22 protein-coding genes, 1 pseudogene and 1 riboswitch are annotated in these 23254 nt (G+C 68.9%); of the genes and pseudogenes, 15 read left to right on the top strand and 8 right to left on the bottom strand.

What is annotated here, in order from left to right:
- Positions 1 to 12: 12 nt before the first annotated feature.
- The gene (locus ABD830_RS40630) at positions 13 to 930 is read left to right on the top strand and encodes a branched-chain amino acid transaminase (RefSeq protein WP_344999422.1); all 918 of its coding nucleotides are present in this window, start codon (positions 13 to 15) and stop codon (positions 928 to 930) included.
- Positions 931 to 1417: 487 nt separating this feature from the next.
- Here ABD830_RS40630 and ABD830_RS40625 read toward each other — a convergent pair whose 3' ends face one another.
- Positions 1418 to 2836, bottom strand: a complete 1419-nt coding sequence (locus ABD830_RS40625; RefSeq protein WP_344999420.1) for an MFS transporter — start codon at positions 2834 to 2836, stop codon at positions 1418 to 1420.
- 71 nt (positions 2837 to 2907) lie between these two features.
- Between ABD830_RS40625 and ABD830_RS40620 the strand changes: the two genes are divergently transcribed.
- The 5 genes and pseudogenes from ABD830_RS40620 (at position 2908) to ABD830_RS40600 (ending at position 8155) form a co-directional block, all read left to right on the top strand.
- Positions 2908 to 3885: a helix-turn-helix domain-containing protein gene (locus ABD830_RS40620; RefSeq protein WP_344999418.1), complete on the top strand. Its 978-nt coding sequence runs from the start codon at positions 2908 to 2910 to the stop codon at positions 3883 to 3885.
- A 368-nt stretch (positions 3886 to 4253) separates the two neighbouring features.
- Positions 4254 to 4419 (top strand): annotated as a pseudogene (locus ABD830_RS40615) (IS5-like element ISMra2 family transposase); the annotation flags it as partial.
- A gap of 132 nt (positions 4420 to 4551) precedes the next feature.
- Positions 4552 to 5142 carry an RNA polymerase sigma factor gene (locus tag ABD830_RS40610; protein ID WP_344999416.1) on the top strand — a complete coding sequence of 197 codons (591 nt, stop codon included), beginning with the start codon at positions 4552 to 4554 and terminating at the stop codon, positions 5140 to 5142.
- Positions 5135 to 6115, top strand: coding sequence for a CU044_5270 family protein (locus tag ABD830_RS40605; RefSeq protein ID WP_344999414.1), 981 nt, complete (start codon positions 5135 to 5137; stop codon positions 6113 to 6115). The genes ABD830_RS40610 and ABD830_RS40605 overlap by 8 nt, the downstream gene beginning before the upstream one ends.
- A 702-nt stretch (positions 6116 to 6817) precedes the next feature.
- Complete coding sequence (locus ABD830_RS40600; RefSeq protein ID WP_344999412.1) at positions 6818 to 8155, top strand: multicopper oxidase family protein; 1338 nt, start codon at positions 6818 to 6820, stop codon at positions 8153 to 8155.
- A 654-nt stretch (positions 8156 to 8809) separates the two neighbouring features.
- On the opposite strand, the gene ABD830_RS40595 is transcribed toward ABD830_RS40600, so the two are convergent.
- A complete protein-coding gene (locus ABD830_RS40595) occupies positions 8810 to 9166 on the bottom strand; it encodes a carboxymuconolactone decarboxylase family protein (protein ID WP_344999410.1) in 357 nt (118 codons plus the stop codon).
- A gap of 338 nt (positions 9167 to 9504) precedes the next feature.
- A complete protein-coding gene (locus tag ABD830_RS40590) occupies positions 9505 to 10344 on the bottom strand; it encodes an alpha/beta fold hydrolase (RefSeq protein ID WP_344999408.1) in 840 nt (279 codons plus the stop codon).
- 71 nt (positions 10345 to 10415) lie between these two features.
- On the opposite strand from ABD830_RS40590, the gene ABD830_RS40585 reads away from it, so the two are divergent.
- A complete protein-coding gene (locus ABD830_RS40585) occupies positions 10416 to 11366 on the top strand; it encodes a GlxA family transcriptional regulator (RefSeq protein ID WP_344999406.1) in 951 nt (316 codons plus the stop codon).
- On the opposite strand, the gene ABD830_RS40580 is transcribed toward ABD830_RS40585, so the two are convergent.
- From ABD830_RS40580 to ABD830_RS40570, 3 genes are all read right to left on the bottom strand, one after another.
- Entirely contained in the window at positions 11353 to 11550 is a 198-nt protein-coding gene (locus ABD830_RS40580; RefSeq protein WP_344999404.1) for a hypothetical protein, read from the bottom strand. The genes ABD830_RS40585 and ABD830_RS40580 overlap by 14 nt on opposite strands.
- A 249-nt stretch (positions 11551 to 11799) precedes the next feature.
- Positions 11800 to 12816, bottom strand: coding sequence for a hemolysin family protein (locus ABD830_RS40575; protein WP_344999402.1), 1017 nt, complete (start codon positions 12814 to 12816; stop codon positions 11800 to 11802).
- Complete coding sequence (locus ABD830_RS40570; RefSeq protein WP_344999400.1) at positions 12813 to 14162, bottom strand: hemolysin family protein; 1350 nt, start codon at positions 14160 to 14162, stop codon at positions 12813 to 12815. The genes ABD830_RS40575 and ABD830_RS40570 overlap by 4 nt, the downstream gene beginning before the upstream one ends.
- 434 nt (positions 14163 to 14596) lie before the next feature.
- Here ABD830_RS40570 and ABD830_RS40565 point away from each other — a divergent pair, with 434 nt between their 5' ends.
- The 6 genes from ABD830_RS40565 to ABD830_RS40540 all read left to right on the top strand — a co-directional run bounded on the left by ABD830_RS40565 (position 14597) and on the right by ABD830_RS40540 (position 19489).
- Positions 14597 to 15643 carry an LCP family protein gene (locus ABD830_RS40565; RefSeq protein ID WP_344999397.1) on the top strand — a complete coding sequence of 349 codons (1047 nt, stop codon included), beginning with the start codon at positions 14597 to 14599 and terminating at the stop codon, positions 15641 to 15643.
- A 17-nt stretch (positions 15644 to 15660) separates the two neighbouring features.
- The gene (locus ABD830_RS40560) at positions 15661 to 16266 is read left to right on the top strand and encodes a TenA family protein (RefSeq protein WP_344999395.1); all 606 of its coding nucleotides are present in this window, start codon (positions 15661 to 15663) and stop codon (positions 16264 to 16266) included.
- An 18-nt stretch (positions 16267 to 16284) separates the two neighbouring features.
- Positions 16285 to 17163 carry an Fpg/Nei family DNA glycosylase gene (locus ABD830_RS40555; RefSeq protein WP_344999393.1) on the top strand — a complete coding sequence of 293 codons (879 nt, stop codon included), beginning with the start codon at positions 16285 to 16287 and terminating at the stop codon, positions 17161 to 17163.
- A 105-nt stretch (positions 17164 to 17268) separates the two neighbouring features.
- Positions 17269 to 17658: a winged helix-turn-helix transcriptional regulator gene (locus ABD830_RS40550; protein WP_345002231.1), complete on the top strand. Its 390-nt coding sequence runs from the start codon at positions 17269 to 17271 to the stop codon at positions 17656 to 17658.
- Positions 17655 to 17978, top strand: coding sequence for a rhodanese-like domain-containing protein (locus tag ABD830_RS40545; protein ID WP_344999391.1), 324 nt, complete (start codon positions 17655 to 17657; stop codon positions 17976 to 17978). The genes ABD830_RS40550 and ABD830_RS40545 overlap by 4 nt, the downstream gene beginning before the upstream one ends.
- Before the next feature lie 74 nt (positions 17979 to 18052).
- Positions 18053 to 18167, top strand: a riboswitch (TPP riboswitch).
- On the top strand, positions 18158 to 19489 hold the full coding sequence (locus ABD830_RS40540; RefSeq protein WP_344999389.1) for a purine-cytosine permease family protein: 1332 nt from the start codon (positions 18158 to 18160) through the stop codon (positions 19487 to 19489). Its footprint overlaps the riboswitch before it by 10 nt.
- Here ABD830_RS40540 and ABD830_RS40535 read toward each other — a convergent pair.
- Positions 19455 to 20027 carry a methylated-DNA--[protein]-cysteine S-methyltransferase gene (locus ABD830_RS40535; protein WP_344999387.1) on the bottom strand — a complete coding sequence of 191 codons (573 nt, stop codon included), beginning with the start codon at positions 20025 to 20027 and terminating at the stop codon, positions 19455 to 19457. The genes ABD830_RS40540 and ABD830_RS40535 overlap by 35 nt on opposite strands.
- A gap of 96 nt (positions 20028 to 20123) precedes the next feature.
- Here ABD830_RS40535 and ABD830_RS40530 point away from each other — a divergent pair, with 96 nt between their 5' ends.
- On the top strand, positions 20124 to 21992 hold the full coding sequence (locus ABD830_RS40530) for a sensor histidine kinase (RefSeq protein WP_344999385.1): 1869 nt from the start codon (positions 20124 to 20126) through the stop codon (positions 21990 to 21992).
- 209 nt (positions 21993 to 22201) lie between these two features.
- Entirely contained in the window at positions 22202 to 22567 is a 366-nt protein-coding gene (locus ABD830_RS40525; RefSeq protein ID WP_344999383.1) for an ATP-binding protein, read from the top strand.
- Here the strand turns inward: ABD830_RS40525 and ABD830_RS40520 are convergent.
- The gene (locus ABD830_RS40520) at positions 22551 to 23192 is read right to left on the bottom strand and encodes a YidC/Oxa1 family membrane protein insertase (RefSeq protein ID WP_344999381.1); all 642 of its coding nucleotides are present in this window, start codon (positions 23190 to 23192) and stop codon (positions 22551 to 22553) included. The two genes, ABD830_RS40525 and ABD830_RS40520, sit on opposite strands and share 17 nt — an antisense overlap.
- Positions 23193 to 23254: the final 62 nt, after the last annotated feature.

Below are 23254 nucleotides of genomic sequence, written 5' to 3'. Positions count from 1 at the left end.
GGGTGATGTCCTTTGCAGACAGGCCACATTTGGATGGACGGGACGCTGGTCCCGTGGGGCGAGGCCAGGGTGCACGTGCTCTCGCACGCCCTGCACTACGGCACCGGCGTGCTGGAGGGGACACGGGCGTTCGACACCGGTGAGGGCCCGGCCGTGTTCCGGCTGCGCGAGCACCTCGAACGCCTCCATCGCAGCGCCCGGATTCTCGGGATGCGGGTGCCGTACGGCGTGGACGAGCTGGCCGAGGCTACCCTGGAGACCGTCGCCGCCAACGGTCACCGCGCCTGCTACATCCGCCACCTGGTGCACCGCGGCTACGGCGAACTGGGGCTGGCGGCGCGTGCCAACCCGGTCGTGGTGTCGATCGCGACGTGGGAGTGGGAGACGCCGGCCTCCAGCGTACGGCTGATGACCAGCTCGTGGCGGCGCAACGACCAGGCGGCCGTGCCCACGGCCGCCAAGGCGACGGGCCCCTACCTCAACTCGGTGCTGGCCAAGGCTGAGGCGGTCGAGGCCGGCTACGACGAGGCGGTGCTGCTCAACGCGGCCGGGCAGGTCAGCGAGTGCACCGCCGCCAACCTGTTCGTGGTGCGCGCGGGCCGGATCGGCACGCCGCAGGCGAGCGCCGGGGCGCTGGAGGGCATTACGCAGGACACCGTCGAGCACCTGGCCGCCGACCTGGGAATGCCGGTGACCAGGCGCGACGTGATGCGCTCCGACCTCTACGGCGCCGACGAGGTGTTCCTGTGCGGCACCGCCGCAGGAGTGGTGCCGGTGCGATCGGTCGACGGGCGCGACCTGGCCCCGCCGGGCCCGGTGACGAGCGCGCTGGCCGCCGCCTACACCGAGGCCGTGCACGGCCGCGACGCGCGCTACCGGCACTGGCTGACCCCGCTGCGACCACGCCTGGCGGCCGGCCTGCACCCGTGAGCGATCAGGGGACCGCGCAGCGGCTCACCGGTTATCGCCCCGGTGGACGGTGAGGACGCCGTAGCCCGACAGACGGGTGGCGAGGTCCGCCCGCCTGCCGCGCAGGGTGATGTCCAGGAAGATGGCGGTTGCCTCGGCCGTGAGACGCGGTCCACCGTCGCGGCCCAGGGAGCCGACGAGCGAGGGCAGAGGCGGCAGGAAGAGCGGCGCCGCGCCAGACGCTGGCCACGGACGGGTGCCAGCCCTTGTTCTTGCCGGTGGGGATGACCAGCTTGCGGGCGAAGGCGAACAGCGCTGCCCCGTGCCCCGACGGGTTGTAGACGCCCTGCAACGGCCCGGTCAGCAACTCCAGTTCAATGTCGTGACGGCGCAGCTCCTCGACGATCGCCAGGAGGTCCGCGGCGACTGTCCAGTTCCTGCTGGGCCGTGCTGCAACGGGCGTAACCGACCCGGGTCGGCAGGGCCGCGCTCGCCGGAGCCATCGCGTCTACGGCCGGGCCCGCCTGCCAGAGGCGACCGGGCCGCGCTCGGCGGGAGTGCGTACCTCCAATTCCGCGCGCCGCTCCGCGCCGAGCGCGGCGGCGGCGGTCAAAACCGCGGCGGCGAGGACCACGAGCCAGGCCCGGTCGAAGGCCGTCGGATCCGCACTCGGGCCGGTACCCAGCGCGGCCACCAGGATCGCCACCCCCAGAGCCGAGCCGAGCTGGCGGGCCATCGACAACAACGCGGACCCCGACGCCAGCTCGGCGGGCGGCGCGGTGTCGGCCGCGGCGAACAACGACGGCTGAATGAGTCCGTTTGCCAGGCCCCAGAGCACCATGGCCGGCAGCACCACGGACAGGTAGGCGGGCACCGGGCCCACGCCGGCCAGGAGCCAGAGGGCCGCCGCGGCGAAGAGCGCCGCACCGGCCAGGATAGTGCCGCGCCGCCCGAAGCGGGCGGCCACCCGGCCCGAGAAGGGGGCGAGCAGGCCGGCGGCCACAGGCCCCGGCGCGATGCCGGCCGCGGCCGCGACGGCCGGGACGCGCCATGGCCCGGTCAGCAGCAGCGTGGTACCGAGAAGGAGTGCGGCGAAGCCGACGTAGTACGCGACCAGCCCGGCCACCCCGGCTCGGAACGCGCGGGAGGTGAACAACTGGGGCGAAACCACGGGATTCGCCGAGCGCGCGACGTGCACCGCGAACCCGGCCGCCAGGATCAGCCCGGCCGCCAGCACCCCCTCCGTACGCACCGGTGGCCAGGCGGGCAGCTCGGTCAGCGCCGTGCACACCAGCCCGACGGCCCCGAACACCAGAAGCGCTCCTACGGCCCCGACACGCCGCCCGGATCGCCTGGCGCCGTCCCGTGGCAGGATCGACGGCCCCGCCGCCACGGTGACGGCGACCAGGGGCACGTTGATGAGGAAGATCCAGCGCCAGTTCCACTCAACGAGCAGCCCGCCGAGTACGGGCCCGGCACCGGCCGCCGCCGCCCCGACGGCCGCCCACACCCCGACCGCGGTGCCCCGCTCCCGTTCGGGGAAGGCCGACAGCGCCAGTCCGAGCGAGGTCGGCATCAGCACGGCGGCGCCCACGGCCTGCGCCATCCGTCCGGCGATCAGCACGGGCAGCGTGGGCGCCAGTGCGCAGCCGAGTGACGCCGCACCGAATACGACGAGACCGGCCAGGAAGCAGGTGCGCCGTCCGGCGGAGTCGGCCACTCGCCCGGCGGGGATGAGCAGGGCCGCGACGACGATGGCGTAGACGTCCAGGATCCACGAGACGTCCGCCAGCGTCGCGGGGGCGAAGTCGCGTCGCAACGTCGGGAGGGCGATGTTGGCCACCCACAGGTCCAGCACGGTGAGGAACTGGGCGGCCGACACTACCGCTAGGACCAGCCAGCGCCGCCCGTTGAAGTTTTCCGGCATGCCGTCAACCCTGCCGGGGCTGACGGGTCGCCACCAGCGGCAAGAATGACGCCATTAGCTAAGATATTGACATGACTGTGCGAAGCGTCGCCCTGGCTCTCACCGACGACGTGCCGATCTTTGAGGTTGCCATTCCGTGCGAGGTCTTCGGCCGGGCCCGTCTCGACCTGGCCGACCCGTGGCCCTACGACTTCACGGTGTGCGCGGCCGAACCTGGCCGCACCACGATCGGGGCGGGCTTCGTAGCCGGCACCGTGCACGGCCTGGAGGAGCTGGCCACGGCGCACACCGTGATCGTTCCCGCGTGCGCTGACGTTCACGATGCCCAGCCGCCCGGCCTAGTGGCGGCCGTGCGGGCGGCCCACGAGGCCGGGGCGCGGGTCGTTTCGCTCTGCTCGGGCGCGTTCGTGCTGGCCGCCGCGGGCCTGCTCAACGGGCGCCGTGCGACCGTCCACTGGTTGTACGCCGACCTGCTCGCGCGGCGCTTCCCCGAGGTGGACGTCGATCCCGGCGTCCTGTACGTGGACGACGGCGACGTGTTGACCAGCGCGGGCACCGCCGCCGGTTTGGACCTGTGTCTGCACCTGGTGCGCCGCGACTTGGGCGCCGGGTTTGCCAATCTGCTCGCCCGGCGGCTGGTCGTTCCCCCGCACCGGTCCGGCGGGCAGGCCCAGTATGTAGAGACACCGCTGGCCGAGCGGGTGGACGAAAGCCTGGCGCCGCTGCTCCAGTGGGCGGTGGAGCACCTCGACCAACCCCTCACCATCGCCGACTTGGCCCGCCGCCAGCACGTCACGCCGCGCACGCTGATTCGCCGCTTCCACGCGGCGACGGGCACCTCCCCGCTGCGGTGGCTGCTGGCCCAGCGGGTGCGGCGGGCGCGCGAGCTGCTGGAGTCGACGGGGGAGCCGCTCAGCCGCATCGCCGGTCTCACCGGCCTGGGCACCGAGGCCAACCTACGCCACCACTTCACCCGCGCTGTGGGCGTGGCGCCGGCACACTACCGCCGCACGTTCAGCGACCGGTCCCCAACCTCGACACGCGCCTGACGGCCCGGTTCCCACCTCGGCACCGCCGCAGATCCCCCGCCGCAGATCCCACGATTGCTGTATCCATACTGGCTGGGCCTTGATCCAATACAGGGTGCCGGGTTGGGGCGGACCGGGGCGCCCTGCCGCTGGAAGAGCTTCGCCCACGGCCGCGTCAGGCCCGCTCGGCGACGAGCTCCGTGAAACGGGAGTCGTCTTCCACCTGTCGTCTCCGCCCTCTCCCTGGTCTGTCATCGCACAGACGGGGATGGGGTGCTTTTTGTTGAAGAACATCCGCACCTCCAAGAGAAACCGCGACTCCGGCCCGGATCCTGACGGCCTTGCAGGCGTTGGCAGATACGGCCGGGCGCATCACCTGGGACGTCAGCGTGGACTCCACCATCGCCCGAGCGCATCAGCACGCCGCAGGTGCGCGGAAAGGGGGATCTCCAGGCCGAGCGGCCGGGTGGCCGGTGTAGCGAGGAGCCGGCCGATCACGGGCAGGGGTGTTCACACGGCGGCCTGACCACCAAACCGCATCTGGCCTTGCGAGGAACGACCAGCCGGGCTTCGGCCTCGGATGCTGGATGGCCTGTGAAGTGACACAGATCACGCCTCATAACGTGAACTCGTATCGGTCGTCCGGGCGAAAGCTGGCGAATCGATACGTAGGGACGGGAGCAGCATGTGATCGCCGACGAATCCGGCAGGGCCGATGACGCCGAGCTGATACGGCGCTCGGAGAGCGATCCGGAGGCCTTCGCTGACCTGTTCAACAGGCACGCACCCGCGTTGCGGCGCTATGTTGCCCGGCGGCTGGGTCCTTCCCTGGCCGACGACATCGTCTCCGACGCGTTTTTGGCCGCCTTCCGGCGTCGCGGCCGCTACGACCTGAGCCATTCTGACGCGCGGCCTTGGCTGTACGGCATCGCCGCCCGGCTCGTCAGCCGGCATCGGCGGGTGGAGGTCCGGTTCTACCGGGCGCTGGTCCGCAGCGGCATCGACGAGATCGTCGAGCCGTACGTCGAACGCGTCGACGACCGGGTGGCCGCGCAGCAGGCCGGACTGGCGGCGGCTCTGATGGAGCTGTCACCCCGGGACCGGGAGGTGTTGTTACTCGTAGCCTGGGCCGACATGTCGTATGAAGACGTGGCCCGCGCGCTGGACATTCCGGTCGGCACCGTCAGATCCCGCCTGAACCGGGCCCGGGCCAGGACACGCCAGGCGCTCGGCGAATCCGACCCCGCGATGATGCGAAAGGAGCCTTCGGATGGATGAGCTGCGATGGGTGCGCGAGTGGCGCACCGAGGTGCCCGAGCCCGGCGAGAAGTGGATCATCCCGGAGCGGCGGCGGCTGCTGATGCGGATGCGGGGGCGCAGGCGGACATTGGGGCGTCGTCTGCTCGTGGTCGGGGCGTTGGGGGCCGCCGCCGCGATCGCCGTGGCGACTTTTCGGCCGCAATCTCCCACTCAAGGGCTGGCGGCTACCCCCTCGGTCGTCCAACTTGACTCCGGTGTGGTGCTGGCCCGCGCCGCCGAGGTGGCGAGCAGGCGCGAGAGCGCCCCGGTGCCGCTGCCGACGCAGTGGCGTTACACCAAGACCCTGGACAAGCAGCCGAACTCGGACACGATCGAGACCAGTGAGCACTGGATGCGCTATGACGGCATGCAGGCCGCCGACTTCGGTGAGGACGGAAGACTGCACGTCGGCTCCGAGGGTAATCCCCTGGATCCGGGCGACGACGACCTGTCGCCGCAGCAGTACGACGCCAAGCTCCGCACACTGCCGACCGACCCGAGGAAGCTGCTGGCCGAGGTCACGGGTGACCGCCACTGGATCGAGGGAGCCCGTGAGGAGGGGGTGCCCAAGGCCGTCGTGTCCGACGACGTTCGGGCGTATAACGTGATCATGCTCTACCTGAGCGAGTACGGCTCGATGCCACCGCGACTGGAGGCTGCCATGTTCCGTGCTCTCGCGCTCATCCCAGGCGTCCAGATCGAGCAGGGTGTAAGCGACGCCGCCGGCCGCAGCGGGCTGGGCGTCTGGCGGGAGCAACCCGGCGATGCACGGCCCTACCGCAAATACGAGATTCTGGATCCTGCCACCTACCGCTACCTGGGCAGCCGGAAAGTCTGGCTACAGGATGAGATGCAGCCTGGCGTGACGGAACCCATCGCCCGCAAGGGAGCGGTGTTGAGCACGGCCCTACTGGCATCGATGATCGTGGACCGTCCCGGCCAGCGGGGCTGAGCCGCTCATCGCATGGGCGCAAAGTCCGACGACGCCGCGTCCTTGAACAAGTCGACAAACCCCGCGGGCGATTGCCTGGAATCAGTCCGGGACCTCACCAGACCACGCTGATCCAGCCCCAGCACGCGAGCGGATCCCCGCTCCGTCCGTTCAGGTGAAGGCCTGCATATTCCGCGCACAGAGTGGTCGCTGCCCGCTCGCGTCCTAGCTGCTCCACTCGGGATCTGCGCGAGGAACTGCGCGCGCCGCCAGGGGAACCGTCGCTTGACCAGCCCCTACTCACGCGGTGCGCCAGGCTCACGGGTGAGGCTGTAGCGACCTTCTCCGCACTGGTCAGCAGACTCGAGCCGGTGGTGTTATCCGAGGAAGAGCGGCGGACACTGACGGGCTGGGCCAGACGTCGCTCGACCGCTCAAGGGCTGGCGGATGAGGGCCCGGATCGTGCTGGCCTGTGCCGAGGGTGGCGGGAACGTGGCGGCGGCGGCTCGGCTGCGGTTGGACCGTAAGACAGTGGCCCGCGTCGGCCGTTGCCAAACCCGCCGATTCATAGCGAACGGGGATAGATCGCTAAGATTTACCGTGCATCGACGTAAGTTCCTCACAGTCGCAGCCCTGTCCAGCCTGGCAGCGGCCTGTAGCTCCGATTCCGACGCCAGTTCGCCGTCTCAGGCGGCCGCACTCGATTTCGGCAATCCCCTGCGGGTGCCCCCGCTGCTTCACCCCAAGCCGGGCAAGGACGGCGTACGGCGCTTCGAACTGTCCATGCAGGCGGGCCAGACGCAGATCCTGGCCGGCAAACAGACACCCACCTGGGGCTTCAACGGAACCTTCCTCGGTCCGACACTGCGCGCCAGCCGCGGCGACAAGGTCCAGATGGCCGTACGCAATCAGCTACCCGAGGTCAGCACCGTGCACTGGCACGGTATGCGCCTGCCGGCCCGAATGGACGGCGGCCCGCACCAGCCCATCGAGCCAGGCACTGTCTGGACGCCGCACTGGACGATCGACCAGCCTGCTGCCACCTCGTGGTATCACCCACATCCCCACGGCACCACTGCTCAGCACGTCTACCGCGGCCTGGCCGGAATGTTCATCCTCGACGACGACCTCGATCTCGATCTGCCCGCCGACTACGGTGTCAACGACTTCCCGCTGATCCTGCAGGACAAGAAGTTCGCCGCCGACGGCTCCTTCGACGGCGACCCGCTCAAGGGCACCTTCGGCATCCTGGGCGACCACATCCTCGTCAACGGTACCTTCAACCCTCACCTGACCGTCACCACCGAGCGCGTACGTTTCCGCGTGCTCAACGGGTCCAACGCCCGGATGTACACCCTGGCTTTCGCCGACAAGCGCCGCTTCCACGTCGTCGCCAACGACGGCGGCCTGCTCAGTACCCCGGTCGAGGTTGAGGCGTTCTCACTCACCCCCGGCGAGCGCGCGGAGATCATCGTGGCCTTCGCGCCACGCGAGCAGGTGGTACTGCGCACCACCGACAACGGCGTCGACATCGGCAAGGGCGACTTCGACCTGCTGAAGCTCATCGCCGCCGACGAGCTCAAGCCGACCCCTGACATCCCCGCCCGCCTGGTCCCTCTGACTCCCATCACCGCACCCGCCGGCGCCAAGGTACGGCGCTTCAAGCTCAGCGGTCACGACGCCATCAACGGCAAGGAGATGAACATGGCGCGCATCGACGAGGTCGTGCCCGCCGGCGCCACCGAAATCTGGGAGATTGAGAACAATGTCTACTCCCACAACTTCCACATTCACGAGGTCGCCTTCCAGGTGCTGGAGATCGACGGCTCCGCGCCGCCCGCCTACGCCGTCGGCTACAAGGACACCGTCTACGTGCCGTCCAAGAGCGTCGTACGGCTCGCGGTCCAGTTCGGCAGCTTCACCGACGCTGCCTCACCGTACATGTACCACTGCCACATCCTCCGCCACGAGGACTCCGGCATGATGGGGCAATTCGTGATCGTCAAACCCGGTACCGAGAGTCAGGTGAACCTCACCATCCCCACCCACACAGGACATTGAGCAATCCGGATCACGGATATCCGGTCCACGCGGGCGGTGACCGCGATCAGGTGCCACAGATGTGTCCAGGAGTCAGTGGCTCTGTCGCAGATTCGGTGGTGACGGAAGGTGCCGTAACGTCACGCTAAGTTGTACTCGGTGTGGACGATCTTGTGCGTACGGTGTTTTCGGGGTTATCGCCGCTGATCGAAGAAGATGTGGCGGACGAGGGCGAGCAGATTCGGCTACGTGCGCGAACCCTGGACGGCTCGGTCGCCCTACCAACGCCGCACCCCTCGCCGTCCCGAAAGCCGGTCCATGGACGGGGGTGGCGGTCGCGGCCCAAGCCGCGCCCGCCGCCTGCGGTCCGGCCCGCCGAGCGGGTGGATCCAGCTGAGGCTGTTCGAAGCACGCCGGGACTTCATTCGGTTCGACGAGAGCGCCGATGTCGATCTCGCCAATCCGTGGCTGATCTCGGCGCTCTGTCTCTCCTATGGGCGGCCGAGGCGTGCGGGTGGCGACGTGGTGTTCGCCAGCACGCGCCGCTGCTGGGCCGTGGTCGGACCCAACGCCCGTCCGTTCAGGAGGACCTCGACTGGCCCAAGCAGCCGAAACTCAATCGAGGCCATACGGGTTGCATCCCTCCAACTTCGCCTCGCTTCCACTGAGCTTCACTTACGCTCTCCCATCGCCGAGGTTCGGGAGTTTCTCCATGTAAGAGACGGCCCGGCGAAGGAGCGGAATGGTGACCGACCCGCCTCCTATGAGGGCGATCTGCAGCGCCTCGACCACCTGATCACGAGCGACCCGCTCTTCGTCACATCGTTCGAGGTGGTAGTAGACGCATTCCTCGCAGTCCTTCATCACGGACACCACGAGGCCGAGCAGTTCCTTGACCGAGACGGGCAGGGCGCCGGGCGCGTACGCTGCTCCGTCCAATGCGAAGAAGGATTCGAACAACGAGCCGCTGCCGCGCAGGCGCTCATTTCCGTCGGCTCTGGCCCGGCGGAACGCTTCCGGAGAAGGCGTCACAGTCAGATGTTCGCGGGGATGACGTGTGGCATCGGCCTGAGGGCCTGTGGAACCAGACATGTGGGCATTCTGTTCTGTCGATGAGTTAAAGCACCAATGATGATTTCTGCACGGTCTATCAGCGATGCTTATGCTGCCCGCAGCGCCGGTGCCATCGTTATCCGGCCCTCGGATGGCAGTCCGCGCACCTGGCCGGCATCTCGCTGGGCGGGATGATCGCCCAGACCCTTGCCATCATCATGCCCAAGATCACCACCCTCAAATCGATTATGAAACTCTCCACCATGCCGGTTACCAGCCCGCACCCGACGGCAGTTCACCTACCGCCCACTCAGCCTCTATGCCGTGAAGAAGTCAACGAGTGCGCGTGCGATCTGGCCGGGCGCGTTTTCCGTGGGGATGTGTCCTGCATCCGGGATGCGTATAAGTTGGGTATGCGGGATCTCCGAGGCGAACCGCTCAGCGTACTCCACCTTCTGGAAGCCGTCGTCCTCGCCCCAGATCAGCAGCTTGGGTGTCGCGTTCTGTCGCAGGGCGGGGACGAGATCCCGGGTGTAGCGGTTGTCGGCTGCGCCCACCATGGCCATCCAGGAGCGGCGAACCCGCGCATCGGTCCACGGGTCCAGATAGTCCGTGATCCGCTGCTCCGTGGCGGCACCGGCCAGCGCTTGTGTCACGGCTTGTCGGCGGGCGGTGAGAATCTCGTCGGCGGTGGTCGCGGCGACGACCACCGGGTCTCGGAATCGGGCCACGCTGGACACCGGCCAGGAGTCGTAGGTGACCGAGTTGACCAATGCCAACCGAGACACCTCCAGCCGGTCGTGGACGAGGAGGTGCTGAGCGACGGCGCCGCCGATGTCATGACCCGCTACGGCGATCGGCCCGGAGAGCTTCAGCGCGGAGGCGAAGCGCGCCACCCAGTCCGCGAGGGCTGGGACTGTGCCCGTTTCCAGGGTGAGTTCGCCTCCCGAGCGCCCAAGTCCGGGGAGGTCAACCGCTATGGGCCGCAGCCCCGCCGTGCCCAGGTGGTCCATCACCGGGAGCCAGACCCGGCTCCAGTAGGTTCCGTGCAGCAGGAGCACGGCGGGGCCGTCCTGCTCCACGGTCAGGTAGCTGGCCGGCTCGCCGTCGATCTGGATCTCGGTCCGCAGCAACGTCGATTCGATGATTTCGCTCATGGGCCCACTGTGGCCGAGGCCGGTCTCCCCGGCCGAGAGTCTGGAATGACACTCTTAGGTACATTCTTGCCATGTCGCTTCATCGCGTGGTGGCCCTGGTCACCCCGCCGCAGTCGCCCTTCGAGCTGGCCTGTGCCTTCGAGGTCTTCGGTATCGCCCCGCCGGACGCGCCGCCCCGCTACAGCTTCCGGGTCTGCGCCGAGCATCCCGGACTCCTATCGACCGGCGCCGGCTACACGATGCTCGTCGAGGCGGGGCTGTCCGCTTTAGGGGAGGCGGACACCGTGGTCGTCCCCGGCCGGCAGCCTCCCGACGCCCCTGTGTTGCCGGACGTCATCGAGGCGCTGCGAGGCGCCCACCGGCGCGGGGCGAGGATCGTTGCGATCTGCACGGGAGCGTTCGTCCTCGCACAAGCCGGACTGCTCGACGGCCGCCGCGCCACCACCCACTGGCGCAGCGCCGACCGGTTCGCCGCCGCCTTCCCTGAGGTGCACGTGGATCCGGACGTGCTCTTCGTCGACCACGGCGACGTGGCGACCAGTGCCGGGACCGGCGCGGGCATCGACCTATGCCTGCACCTGGTGCGCTCCGACCACGGGGCGGCGTACGCCTCCCAGATCGCCCGGCGCATGGTCCTGCCGCCGCACCGGGAGGGCAGCCAGCTCCAGTACGCCGCACAGCCCGCACCGGCCAAGACGGACGAGTCGTTGGCGCCACTGCTGGAGTGGGCCACCTCCCACCTCGACAGCAGACTGACCCTCGACCACCTCGCCGAACGCGCCGGCCTGTCCAGCCGAACCCTCGCCCGGAGGTTCACCGAACAGCTCGGCACCAGCCCGGGACAGTGGCTGCTCGGCCAGCGCCTTGATGCTGCACGGATACTGCTGGAACAGACCGACCTTCCGGTGGAAGCCATCGCCACCCGGGTCGGACTCGCCTCGGCGGCCAACCTGCGCCGCCGGTTCCGGGCGCATCTCGGCACCACACCCGGCGCTTACCGGCGGACCTTCAGCCAAACCTGAAGGCGCAGTTAGGCGTTTCATGCACGCGCGGACAGTTGCGCAGGCGGGCCGCGTCCAGATCGCGGGATTCGAACAGTAGCTGCGCCGGGTTGGGGCTGCCGGGCCGCCAGCCGTACTCGGCGAGCTGCCGACGTCCCTTCATGCGCGTCTGGGTGGCCCCCGGGTCGAGCGCGTCGCCCAGCACCCCGTACAGCAGGTGCTCGGGCCCGACGCCGGCCAGCGTTGGAAGATGATCTTAGTTAGCGCGGAACACGCTTTGGTTTCGAGTGTGCTTTGCTCGAGGTCAAAGGGGTTTCGTCGGTGCCCACTCGGTGACTGGGGGCTCTTGGTCGCCTTCCCTTCGGGAAAGGGGGGGAGTCCCCAGACCCCCTGTCCGGGAGGTCTCCCTCCCGGGCCCTCCATCCTTGTGGTCGGGTTTGGTTCGTCGCAAGGATTATGCTGCGGCTTTGGTGTCCAGGAGTTCGCTCAAGAGGTCTGTGAGGCTGACCATGCCGATCACCTCGCCTGGTTGGTTGGTGACCAGGGCCAGGTGGGCTCTTGCCTCTTGGAGGGCCGTTACCGCCTCTGGGACCTGGGTCACGCAGGGCAGTTTCGGCAGGGGGCGGCAGAGGGCCTCTGCGCTGCTTGATGGCTGTAGGAGGGCGTCTCGGGCGTGTAGGGCGCCTTTTACGTCTCCTGGGGTGCCTACCAGGAGGCGGAGGTGGCCGCTGGTTGCTGCTGCTGCTCGGATCTGGGACGCGGTTGCCGATGGGTGGACCATTACCGCTTGGTCTATGGGGACCATCAGGCGTTCTATGCCCTCGTCGTCCAGTCTCAGGGCTCTGGTCAGGAGGTCGTGTTCCTCTCTGTCCAGGAGGCCCATTCTGCCGGACTCGCCTACCAGCATGGCTAGTTGGCGGGGGGTTCTGGTTGTTGCGAGCTCGTCTCTTGGTTTTACGCCGAACAGGCGGAGTATGGCGTTCGTCAGGCCGTTCAGGGCTGACAGGAGGGGGCGCATCAGCCAGGTGAAGGCTCGGAACGGGAGGGTCAGGAGGAGGACCGAGCGTTCCGGGTGGGTCAGGGCCCAGGATTTGGGGGCCATTTCGCCTACCACCATGTGGAGGAAGGTCACCAGGGCCAGGGCGATGGTGAGGGCTATGGGGAGGCGTAGGGACTCCGGGATGCCTACGGCGGCGAAGACCGGCTCCAGGGTGTGTTCTATGGCCGGCTCCGTTACCTGGCCCAGGCCCAGGGTGCACAGGGTGATGCCCAGCTGGGCGCCGGCGAGCATGAGGGACAGTTGTTTGCCGCCGCCGATCGCCGATCTTGCCGTCAGTCTGATCAGGCGGTTGTTGTTGCGGGAGGCTATCTCCTCCAGGCGGTGGCGCCTCGAGGAGACGAAGGCGAACTCCGCCGCCACGAACAGCGCGTTGAAGGCCAGCAGCGCCAGGCTGAGGATGAGCAGGGTCATCGTGCCGCCTCCGCGTGCGTGACCGGGGACAGGCGGACCCATTCGGGCACCCTGCGGTTGAGGGAGATCACTGTCAGCTCTGCCAGGTGTTCCTGTTCGTCTTCCGAGAACGGGTCGGGGTCCTGCTCGATCGGGACCGTCACTGTGTCGCCCTCGTCGGGCATTCTTCCGAGCTTCGCGAGGATCAGGCCCGCGAGTGTGTCGTAGTCGTCGCTCTCCGGGAGTGCCACGCCGGTTGCCCGCTCCACCTCGTCGAGTCTCAGGGTGCCGGGCACCTCCCAGACGCCGTCCGGCTGCTCCACCGCGCCGACCGGTTCGGGGTCGTTCTCGTCGACGAGTTCGCCGACCAGTTCCTCCGCCAGGTCCTCCACCGTGATGACGCCGGCCAGGCCGCCGTACTCGTCGATGACGCAGGCGATGTCGTCCTTGGCCGCGCGCATCTTGTCCAGGACCGCCGGGATCGGCACTGAATCGGGGACGAGCAGGGCAGGCCGTGAGATCTCCGCGATCTCGCCCTCCTCGAGGCCCGAGGAGAGGAGTTCGCGTACGCCTGTCACGCCCGCTACGTCGCCGTCCTCGTTGAGTACCGGATAGCGGGAGTGGCCGCACCTGCGCATGATCTCGATGAGGTCGCTGATCGGCTGGTCGGCGCGGAGCACGACCACGCGGGGGCGGGGGACCATGATTTCCTCCGCGGTTCTGTCGCCGAACTCCAGGGCCCTTTCCAGGAGGTCCGAGAGCCTCGCCGGCAGTTCGCCGGCCCTCGTCGACTCCTCGATGATGCGGGAGAGCTCCTCCGGCGTCGCGCCGTGCTCGACCTCCTCGACCGGCTCGATGCCCAGACGCCTGAGCAGGCCGGTCGCCGCGGAGTCGAACAGCTTGACCACCGGCCCCACCACGGCCAGATAGACCAGCGTCGAGCTCGCCAGGAACTTGGCCACCGGCTCAGGCCTGGCGATGCCCAGGTTCTTGGGGGCGAGCTCGCCCAGGACCATCTGGACGACGGTCGCCACGAAGACGCCGATGGCGACCGAGAGGCCGGTGATCACGGTGTCGGGCATGGCGGTGTCCGCCAGCCACGGCCGGACGATCGTGGCGATGGCCGGCTCGGCCAGGAAACCGACCAGCAGCGCTGTGACGGTGATGCCGAGCTGGGCGCCCGAGAGCATGAAGGAGAGGCGGGAAGTGACCTGGAGCGCCTTGTCGGCGGCTTGGTCGCCCGCCGCGGCCTGCTCGCGCAGGAGTGCGCGGTCTGCGGCTACGAAGGCGAACTCCTGGGCGACGAAGTAGCCGGTCGCCGCCGTGAGGAGGAAGAGGGCCAGTAGGCCCAGATAAGCGCTCACCATGGTGAGCCCTCAGAGGAACCCGTGCCAGAGCACGGGCGAAGACTCCACGGGTCCGGAGCGGACACGATCATCCCTTCGATAGAGGTCGTCCATAACCGTAACGATGCGGTTGGCGTCTATGTTTCCGAAGTGACTCTTCACTGGTTCCGCGTACTTTTACGTGGGAAAACCTTGGCCGAGAGTCTTCACTGCTGCGGGGTTCGACGTAGCGTTTATGACAACCGAAGGAAGAGGGCACAGTGTCTGAGGACGACCGGACGCGGGCCATGCGGTCACCAGGCGACGGCCGCCCGCTGCCACCGAAGCCCGGCGACGGGCGGCTGCGTTCAGGGGGTGCGCCTGCCCACGAGAGTCCGTTCGGAGGTCCGGGCGCGCCTACGCACAAGCTTCCGGCAGCTCCGCCCCCATCGGATGCGCCGCCCAAGGCCGGGCGCGTGTACGGCAAGGCCCGCTCCGGCGACGGTCCGGTCCGGCCGCTGCGCTCCAAGGGCGATGAGCCGTCCGGCCCCGCGGGGCCCCGCTTGCGGCTGTCCGGCAGGACGATACTGAAGATCGTGGCTGGGGTGCTGGTCGTCCTGCTTGTGGGGGCCGTGGGCCTGTTCTTCTGGATCAACTCCAGGATCACCGGCATCGAGGGTGTGCTGGATGATTATCAGGGCCGTATCGCCGATACTCCGGGCACCAACTGGCTGCTCGTCGGCTCCGACAGCCGCAAAGGCCTGTCGGCCGCGGAGCGGAAGAAGCTGGCCACCGGTAAGGCCGTCGGGCAGCGTACGGACTCGATGATGCTGCTGCACATTCCCGACACCGGCGACAAGCCGACGCTGGTGAGCCTGCCGCGCGACTCGGCGGTCACCATCCCCGGCAAGGGGCGCGACAAGCTCAACGCCGCCTACAACGGCGGGCCGCAACTGCTGGTCCGCACCGTGGAGTCGGTCACCGGCGTGCACGTCGACCATTACATGGAGATCGGGTTCGCCGGGTTCGTGAACATCGTGGACGCCATCGGCGGGGTCGAGATCAACGTACGGGCCGCCGTGGACGACCCGAAGGCGGGGCTCAAGCTGAAGAAGGGCACCCAGGTGCTCAACGGCGCCCAGGCCCTGGGATACGTACGGACCCGCAAGGGCGGCGCGCTGCCCGACTTCGAGCGGACCAAACGGCAGCGGCAGTTCCTGGGCGCGGTCGTGAAGAAGGCGGCCAGTCCCGGGGTGCTGATCAACCCGTTCACCTCGATCCCGCTGGCGATGAGCGCCACTGACGCGGTCGCCGTCGACTCGGGGACGGGCGCGTTCGACATGCTGTCGCTGGGGCTGGCGATGGGCGACAGCCCGGTGACGACGGTGGTGCCGTTCGGCGGGAACGAGACCGTCCCGAGCGGCGGCACGGCGGTCAAGTGGGACCGCGCCAAGGCCCTGGCCCTCTTCGACGCTCTCAAGACCGACAAGCCGGTCCCCCAGAGCATCATCGACAGCAACTGAGCACTAACCTGCCGGCCATGGCCATCTCGGAGAAGCTGCACACCATCGGCCGGCCGCTGCTCCAGGCGCAGCTGGAGCATCCCACCGTGGCCGGCATCGGGCGGGGCGACCTGCCCGAGCCGGTGTTCAGGTCGTGGCTGGAGCAGGACTACCTGTTCCTGCTCGACTACGTACGGGTCTTCGCCCGGCTGGCCTGGCAGGCTCCGGCCGGGCACCTGGGTGACCTGGTGGACCTGGCGCACACCACGTACCACGACGAGCTGAGCCTGCACAGGTCGCTGTCGGCGGAGTTCGGGGCCGATCTGGAGGGGGCGGTGAAGGGGCCGGCGTGCGCGGCGTACACGGCGTTCCTGCTGGAGTCCGCGGCGTCGTATGGGGAGGGGTTGGCTGCGCTTTATCCGTGCATGTGGGGTTATTCGAGCCTTGGGCGGATATTGGCGGAGAACCCGCCCGCGGAGCCGAGATATCGGGCCTGGGTGAACACGTACGCGGATTCGGGGTTCGCGGCGCTGACCGTGCGGATCGCGCAGATGATCGACGAGGCGGAGCCGGACCCGGCGCGGGCGGAGGCGCTGTTCACCGAGGGGATGGCGCACGAGCTGGCCTTCTGGAACGTCCCGTAGCCGCCGTACGCTGGTGGCATGCCGGAACTTCCTGAAGTGGAGTCTCTCACCCACTTCCTGCGCGAGCGGGCCGTGGGACGTACGGTTCTCGGGGTCGACGTCGTGGCCATCCAGGCGCTCAAGACGTTCGACCCGCCTGTGACCGCGCTCGGCGGGCTGACCGTCACCGGCGTGTCGCGGCACGGCAAGTTCCTCGACCTCGACTGCGACGGCCTCCACCTGGTCATCCACCTGGCCAGGGCGGGGTGGCTGCGCTGGCGCGACGACCTCTCGGGCGCGAAGCCGGTGCGTCCTGGCAAGGGGCCGCTGGCGGTACGGGTCCGGCTGGCGCCCGACGACGAGGGGCTGGCGCCCGGGTTCGAGCTGACGGAGGCGGGGACGCAGAAGCGCCTCGCCGTCTATGTCACGAAAAATCCGCAGGAAATCCCCGGCATCGCCTCTCTCGGCCCCGACCCCCTCCACGAGTCCTTCACCGTCGACGCGCTCAAGCGCATCGTGAGCGGCAACCGCACCCAGATCAAGGGGCTGCTGCGCGACCAGAAGGTCATCGCGGGCATCGGGAACGCGTACTCGGACGAGGTGCTGCACGCGGCCAGGATGTCCCCGTTCAAGATCGCGTCGTCGTTGACGGACGCGCAGATCGCCGACCTGCACGAGGCCATCGTCACCACGTTGGGCGAGGCGGTGGAGCGGGCGCACGGGCTGGCGGCCAAGGACCTCAAGGCGGAGAAGAAGTCCGGGCTGCGCGTCCACAACCGTGCGGGGCAGCCGTGCGACGTGTGCGGTGACACGATCCGCGAGGTCTCCTTCGCCGACTCGTCCCTGCAGTACTGCCCCACCTGCCAGACCGGAGGCAAGCCGCTCGCGGACCGGCGCCTGTCCCGCCTGCTGAAATGAGCCGCGTTCCGGTTACTGCTCAGGAGGTCGGTTCTCTCTTGTAACCGGGACATGTTTTCGGCGAGCATGGGCACCGTGGAATCACACGATCACTGCGACAGCACGATGGACGACGACTACGACGTGCGTCAGTGGGACACGCGCGAGGACTGCGAGGTCCGTCAGATACTCGACCGCATCGCGGACAAGTGGTCGCTGCTCGTGATCGCGCTGCTCGACTGCCAGAGCCTGCGCTTCACCCAGCTCCGCCGCGAGATCGACGGCGTCAGCCAGCGCATGCTCAGCGTGACGCTGCGCCAGCTCGAGCGCGACGGCCTGGTCACCCGCACGGTCCACCCCGTCGTGCCGCCGAGGGTCGACTACGCGCTGACGCCGCTCGGCCGTACGCTCCACCAGACCATCAAGACGCTGGTCACCTGGACGGAGGAGCACCAGCAGGAGATCGCCGCCGCGCGTGCCGCTTATGACTCGAGGCGCGAGATGATGGAAGCATGACCGTTCCTGAGATCGAGGCCAGTGCAGTTCCCGACGATGCCTACCTGCTCGACGTCCGAGAGCAGGACGAGTGGGTCGCGGGGCACGCGCCTGAGGCAGTCCACATCCCCATGACCCAGATCCAGGGGCGGGTGGACGAGGTGCCCGGCGACCGCACGGTCTACGTCGTCTGCCGGGTGGGTGGCCGGTCCCTGCAGGTGGCGGCCTGGCTCAACCAGCTCGGGCGCGACGCGGTCAACGTCGGCGGCGGCATGCAGTCGTGGGAGTTCGCGCGCCGCCCGATGGTGAGCGAGACCGGGCAAACGCCCTTCGTGGCGTAAAAAGCTCAAAAAGCGGGCGTAAAGCCTCCCTGTGGCATTTCCGCCGCCACTGAGGCATGATGAGGGCGCCAACTTCAGATCGTCGCGGGAGCTCGGGGTTCGCCGGGCTGAGAGGGCAGCAGAGATCCGCTGCCGACCGCCTGAACCTGTCCGGGTAATGCCGGCGTAGGGAGTGTGCGATGACGCATGTCGCCGACGAAGTTCCCCTGACCCTCGAGGGCAGGCCGCCGAAGACCCTGGGCGTGCTCGACCAGGGTGCGCTCTGGGCGAACCTCGGCGTCAGCCTTCTGGGCTTCTCCGGGGCGCTGCTCCTGCTCGACCCGCTCGGCGGCGCCCCGCTCAGCCTGACCGCCGCGCTGGTGGCCGTCGTGGTGGGCAGCCTCGTCGGCACGGCCATGGTGGGCCTGTCCGCCGTCCCGGGCACGCGGACGGGGCAGCCCGCGATGGTGCTGCTGCGGGGGCTGTTCGGGGCGCGGATCTCGTACGTGCCCACGGTGCTGAACATCGTGCAGATGATCGGCTGGGGCGCGTTCGAGCTGTGGGTGATCGCCAAGGCCGCCGGCGCGATCTTCGGCGCGGTGCCGTACCAGGTGTGGGTGATCGCGGCAGGGGCGCTGACCACCGCGCTCACCATCTGGCCGCTCGGGTCGGTGCGGATCCTGCGGCGGTACGTCACCATCGGCGTGATCGTGTCGATGGTGTGGTTCGCCTGGTTCTTCCTGACCCGGGCGCCCGTGCACACCGGCGGGTCCTGGGCGGCGTTCGCCCCGGCCGTGGACTACGTGATCGCGCTGTCGGTGTCGTGGGTGCCGATGGCGGCGGACTTCGCCCGGCACTCCCGGTCGAGCGGGGCCGCGTTCACCGGCGTGGTCGGCGGGTACACGCTGGCGCAGGTGGCCTGCCTGGGGCTCGGCGTGTACGCGGTGGCCCTGGCGGGGGCGGACGCGGTGCAGGCCGACGGGACGTCGGTGTTCGGCCCGTTCGTCGCGGTGCCGTTGGGCGCGCTGTTCTTCGCGATCCTGGTGCTGCGCGAGACCGACCAGTCGTTCGCCAACGTCTACTCCACCACGCTCTCGCTGCAGAACCTGATGCCGCGCGTGGACCGGCGCATCTTCTCCACCGCCATCGGCGTGCTGACCGTCGCGATCGCCCTGTTCGTGGACGTCAACTCGTACGGGGCGTTCCTGGGCGTGATCGGGGCGGTGTTCGTGCCGATGTTCGCGGTGCTGGCCGTGGACTACTTCGTGCTCGGCGGCTCGCACAGCTGGAACACCGAGGAGCACGCGCCGTCGCGCTGGTCGAGGCTGGTGCCGTGGGCACTCGGCTTCGTGGCGTACTGGCTGACGACCTCCACGCCCACGCTCCCGCAGTGGGACGCCTACTGGCAGTCGGTCCGCGAGGCCATCGGCTTCACCCGGCAGTCGTGGATGAACGGGGCGCTCGGCGCGGCCGTCGTGGCCGCGCTGGTCACCCTGCTCATCGGCGTGTTGACGCGCGCTGCTCGACGTTGAGCAGGTGCTGCTTGGCCGCCGGGCCGCCCGCGTAGTCGCCGATCCCGCCGTCCTCGCGCACCACCCGGTGGCACGGCACGATCACGCACACGGGGTTGGAGGCCAGCGCGTTGCCGATCGCCCGCAGCGCGCGCGGTCTGCCGATGCTCGCGCCGATCTCCTCCAAGGTCGTCGTCGTGCCGTACGGGATCGCCATCGTCTTCTGCAGCACCGTGCGGGCGAACGGCGTGGCCAGCGTCAGGTTCACCGGTGTGGCGAACGCGCGCAGGCGGCCGGAGAAGTACGCGTCGAGCTCCCTGCGCACCGGGTCGAGCCGGCGGGCGTCCTGCCCGATGAAGCTGCCCACATGCCTGGTGAGCAGCTCGAACACATTGTTCTCCGGCTCGAAGCTGCACGCCACGATGCCCTTGGCCGTCACCGCGAGCACCAGCCTGCCGACGGCGCCGTCATAGGTGCCGAACGCGATGTCAGGGGGCGTCTCACCTCGATAGGTGCTGGAGGTCACGCGCAACAGGGCCTCAAGATCGCCACTCGACATGCGCCCACCCGTCCCCACCCACCGAGAATCACCGTGACCGCAGCGTATCGGACGGATCGCCCGACGGACCCACCTTGCCACGTGCACTATGGAGGAGTGGGGGACGAATGGGCCGGGAGTGACGACGAGATAGCTCGTGCTGCCCTCGCCAGTTCGCCCAACGCCGTCGTGGTCGTCGACCGGGACCAGAGCGTGCTGGTCTGGAACGAGGCTGCCGAGCGGCTGTTCGGGTGGACGGCGGAGGAGATGCTCGGGCGCCGGGCGCCGATCGTGCCCGGCGAGCTCACCGCCGAGCACAACGCCGTCCTGGAGCGCGTACGCACCGGCGGCCAGGTCTCGGTCCGGACCAAACGCCTGCGCGGCGACGGGACCGTTCTGGACGTCCGGGTCGACATCAGCGCGCTGCGCCTGGGCAGCGCCGTGGCCGGGTACGTCTGCGTCCACCATCTCGCGCGCGCCGACGAGCTGGCCAGGAACCGCATGGCCCGCAGGGCGCGGCTGGTGCGCAGGCTGACCGACGTGGTCGGCGACATCAACTCCGAACTTGAGCTCTCCGCCGTGCTCGACCGGATCTCGGCCAGCCTCACCGAGCTCACGGGGGCGGACGCGGGCGGGTTCGTGCTGATCGAGGGCGACCGGTTACGCCTGGTCAGCACGTACCAGCTGCCGGCCGCCATCAGGGGCACCACCACGGACCTTCGTACGAGTCTCGTGGACAAGCTCTTACGCACCGGCAAGACCGTCCTGCTGCAGTCGGACGAGCTGGACGACCTGGTGTGGGCCCGGCTGAAGGGCCTGCACACGATCGCGCTCGGCCTGGCCGCCGTCGGCGGGCGCCCCTACGGGGCCCTGTACGCGTTGTTCGCCGAGAGCACGCCAGGACACCTCGAGCTGGAGCTGCTGGAGCTGCTGGCCGGACACGCCGGCATCGCCGTCGGCAACGCGGTGGCCTACCAGGAGGCGGTGCGGCAGCGGGCGCACGAGCAGGCCGTCTTCGACGCCAGCGCCGACGGCATCGCGGTGCTCGACGAGGCCGGCCGCGTGGTGCGGTGGAACCCGGCCGCCGTCGAGCTCACCGCGTTCCCCGCCGAGGCCGTCATCGGCGGGCCACCGCCGTTCCCGCTGCCCAAGCCGGGCGAGAAGGTCACGTTCCAGATGGAGACCGGGCGGTGGCTGGACGTCGTGAGCGCGCGGATCGAGGAGACCGGCGAAGTGGTCATCGACTTCCGCGACGTGACCACGGCCAAGGAGCTCGAGGAGGCCAAGGACCTGTTCCTGGCCACGACCAGCCACGAGCTGCGTACGCCCATCACGATCGTGCGCGGGTTCGCCAGCACGCTCGACAGGCGCTGGGACAAGATGAGCGACCCCGAGCGCCGCTCGGCCGTCCACACGATCGCCGAGCGCGCCAGGTCGCTGGGTGAGCTCATGGACCACCTGCTGCTCGGCGCCAGGGCGGGGGCGGACGAGCTGAAGGTGCGCATCGAGGAGTTCGACCTGGCGGAACGGATCGACGCGGCCACCCTGGGGCTGCCCGCGCTGTCGGACAAGCACCGGGTCGAGGTGGACATCCACGACGGGCTGCCGTACGTGCTGGGTGACGCGCTGGCCACGGACATCGTCCTGGGGCAGCTGCTGGAGAACGCGTTCAAGTACTCGCCCGAGGGCGGACTGATCAGCGTGGCGGCCTGGCCGGAGGACGACAACGTCGTCGTGGTCGTGGATGACGAAGGCGTGGGTATCGCGCCGACTGACCGCGAGCGGATCTTTGAGAGGTTTGTCCAGGTGGACAGCGGGGACCGGAGAAGGTTTGGTGGAGTAGGGCTCGGTCTTTACATCGTCCGCAGCCTTGCGAGAGCCCAGGGCGGAGATGTGAGCGCCCATCCGCGACCGGAAGGGGGGACGAGAATGCGGCTCTTACTACGAGCTGTTTCCCCTATCCGATCCGACACACCGATGCGGTAACGAGGTGGTCACAGTTCCGCTGATCTATCGTCCAATGTGCACAAGCTGTGATCGAGATGCGGTTTCTGGGATCGAGTAACGGGGCATTTCGGTCGTACCGGGGAGTGTTCCCGCGGGGGGCACAGGGAACGGGGAGGTGGGTGTGTCAAGCGTGGTGCTGCTGCCGTACGCGCCGTCCAGCGTCGCCGTCGCCCGCCAGCGTCTGAGCAATGAGCTGCAGGACAGCGGGGTTTTTTTCCGCGGCGATCGACGATGCCGTGCTGGTGGTGAGCGAGCTGCTGAGCAACGCGCTTAGGCATGCGCACCCCCTGCCGTCGGGCATGGTCAGAGTGGCCTGGCTGCGGAGTGACGATCACCTCGAGGTGGCGGTGAGCGACGGGGGCGCGGCGACCGAGCCGCGGGCCGGCCGCCCGACCCTCTCATCGCTCGGGGGCCGGGGGCTCGGCATCGTGGAGTACGTGGCGGAGAGCTGGGGGGTCCGGCACGACGGCGACACGACGACGGTGTGGGCCATCCTGCCCGCTCCTCGAGCGTCGCTGAACGGGCAGGTCAAGGCCCTTAAAGAGGCCGGCTAGCGAGCACTGCCCGCTCGCCCGCGGCCCACGCCGTGGAGACCAGCAGGTAGAGCGCGCCCGCGAGCGGGAGCACCAGCGTGGCGAGCACGGAGCCGTACGGCATCCACGGCAGAAGCCTCCTCAGCCACTGCGGTTGATCTTCTGCAACTTTGATGTTTCGGGCGGAAAGCCACGCCACCGCTGCGACCAGCGCGATGACCATAACAAAGACCAAAACCGGCATGCTGACCAGACCGTAATTAGCTACCACGCCCGCCACCTGCTGCCCCAGGGGAGCCCCGAACAGGTCATGGCCCACCAGTGCGGTCGGATGCGTGGCCACCCGGTACATCAGCCACATGAACGGCAGCTGCGCCAGCATGGGCAGGTATCCGGCGAAGGGCGAGGTGCCTTCCTTGGCGAAGAGCGCGGACATCTCCCCGGACAGGCGCTCAGGGTTGCGCGCGTGGCGTTTCTGCAGCTCGCGCAGCTTGGGGGCGAGCCGTTCGCGGATCTTCATCGCGCGGTCCCTGCGTACGTTGAGCGGCAGCAGCATGAGCCGTACGGCCAGGGTGAACAGCACGATCCCGAGCGCGGCGCTGCCCCCGGACATGTTGACGACGAACGTGACAAGAGAATCGATCATGAGCCCTACTTCGAGTGTTCGAAAGGATCAGGGCTCACCCGTCGCGTTCGAGGAGCCCCGCT

Origin of the sequence: Nonomuraea helvata (genome assembly GCF_039535785.1) — a bacterium.
GTDB classification, from domain to species: Bacteria; Actinomycetota; Actinomycetes; order Streptosporangiales; family Streptosporangiaceae; genus Nonomuraea; species Nonomuraea helvata.
The sequence above is the reverse complement of the archived record's forward strand: the minus strand, read 5'-3'. Positions and strand labels throughout refer to the sequence as shown.

Excerpts from the sequence above, each read along its gene's own strand:
- ABD830_RS40625 (WP_344999420.1), bottom strand. The coding sequence starts at position 2,836 with ATGCCGGAAAACTTCAACGGGCGGCGCTGGCTGGTCCTAGCGGTAGTG.
- ABD830_RS40620 (WP_344999418.1), top strand. The coding sequence starts at position 2,908 with ATGACTGTGCGAAGCGTCGCCCTGGCTCTCACCGACGACGTGCCGATC.
- ABD830_RS40605 (WP_344999414.1), top strand. The coding sequence starts at position 5,135 with ATGGATGAGCTGCGATGGGTGCGCGAGTGGCGCACCGAGGTGCCCGAG.
- ABD830_RS40590 (WP_344999408.1), bottom strand. The coding sequence starts at position 10,344 with ATGAGCGAAATCATCGAATCGACGTTGCTGCGGACCGAGATCCAGATC.
- ABD830_RS40585 (WP_344999406.1), top strand. The coding sequence starts at position 10,416 with ATGTCGCTTCATCGCGTGGTGGCCCTGGTCACCCCGCCGCAGTCGCCC.
- ABD830_RS40575 (WP_344999402.1), bottom strand. The coding sequence starts at position 12,816 with ATGACCCTGCTCATCCTCAGCCTGGCGCTGCTGGCCTTCAACGCGCTG.
- ABD830_RS40570 (WP_344999400.1), bottom strand. The coding sequence starts at position 14,162 with ATGGTGAGCGCTTATCTGGGCCTACTGGCCCTCTTCCTCCTCACGGCG.
- ABD830_RS40560 (WP_344999395.1), top strand. The coding sequence starts at position 15,661 with ATGGCCATCTCGGAGAAGCTGCACACCATCGGCCGGCCGCTGCTCCAG.
- ABD830_RS40555 (WP_344999393.1), top strand. The coding sequence starts at position 16,285 with ATGCCGGAACTTCCTGAAGTGGAGTCTCTCACCCACTTCCTGCGCGAG.
- ABD830_RS40550 (WP_345002231.1), top strand. The coding sequence starts at position 17,269 with ATGGACGACGACTACGACGTGCGTCAGTGGGACACGCGCGAGGACTGC.
- ABD830_RS40545 (WP_344999391.1), top strand. The coding sequence starts at position 17,655 with ATGACCGTTCCTGAGATCGAGGCCAGTGCAGTTCCCGACGATGCCTAC.
- ABD830_RS40540 (WP_344999389.1), top strand. The coding sequence starts at position 18,158 with ATGACGCATGTCGCCGACGAAGTTCCCCTGACCCTCGAGGGCAGGCCG.
- ABD830_RS40535 (WP_344999387.1), bottom strand. The coding sequence starts at position 20,027 with ATGTCGAGTGGCGATCTTGAGGCCCTGTTGCGCGTGACCTCCAGCACC.
- ABD830_RS40525 (WP_344999383.1), top strand. The coding sequence starts at position 22,202 with ATGAGCTGCAGGACAGCGGGGTTTTTTTCCGCGGCGATCGACGATGCC.
- ABD830_RS40520 (WP_344999381.1), bottom strand. The coding sequence starts at position 23,192 with ATGATCGATTCTCTTGTCACGTTCGTCGTCAACATGTCCGGGGGCAGC.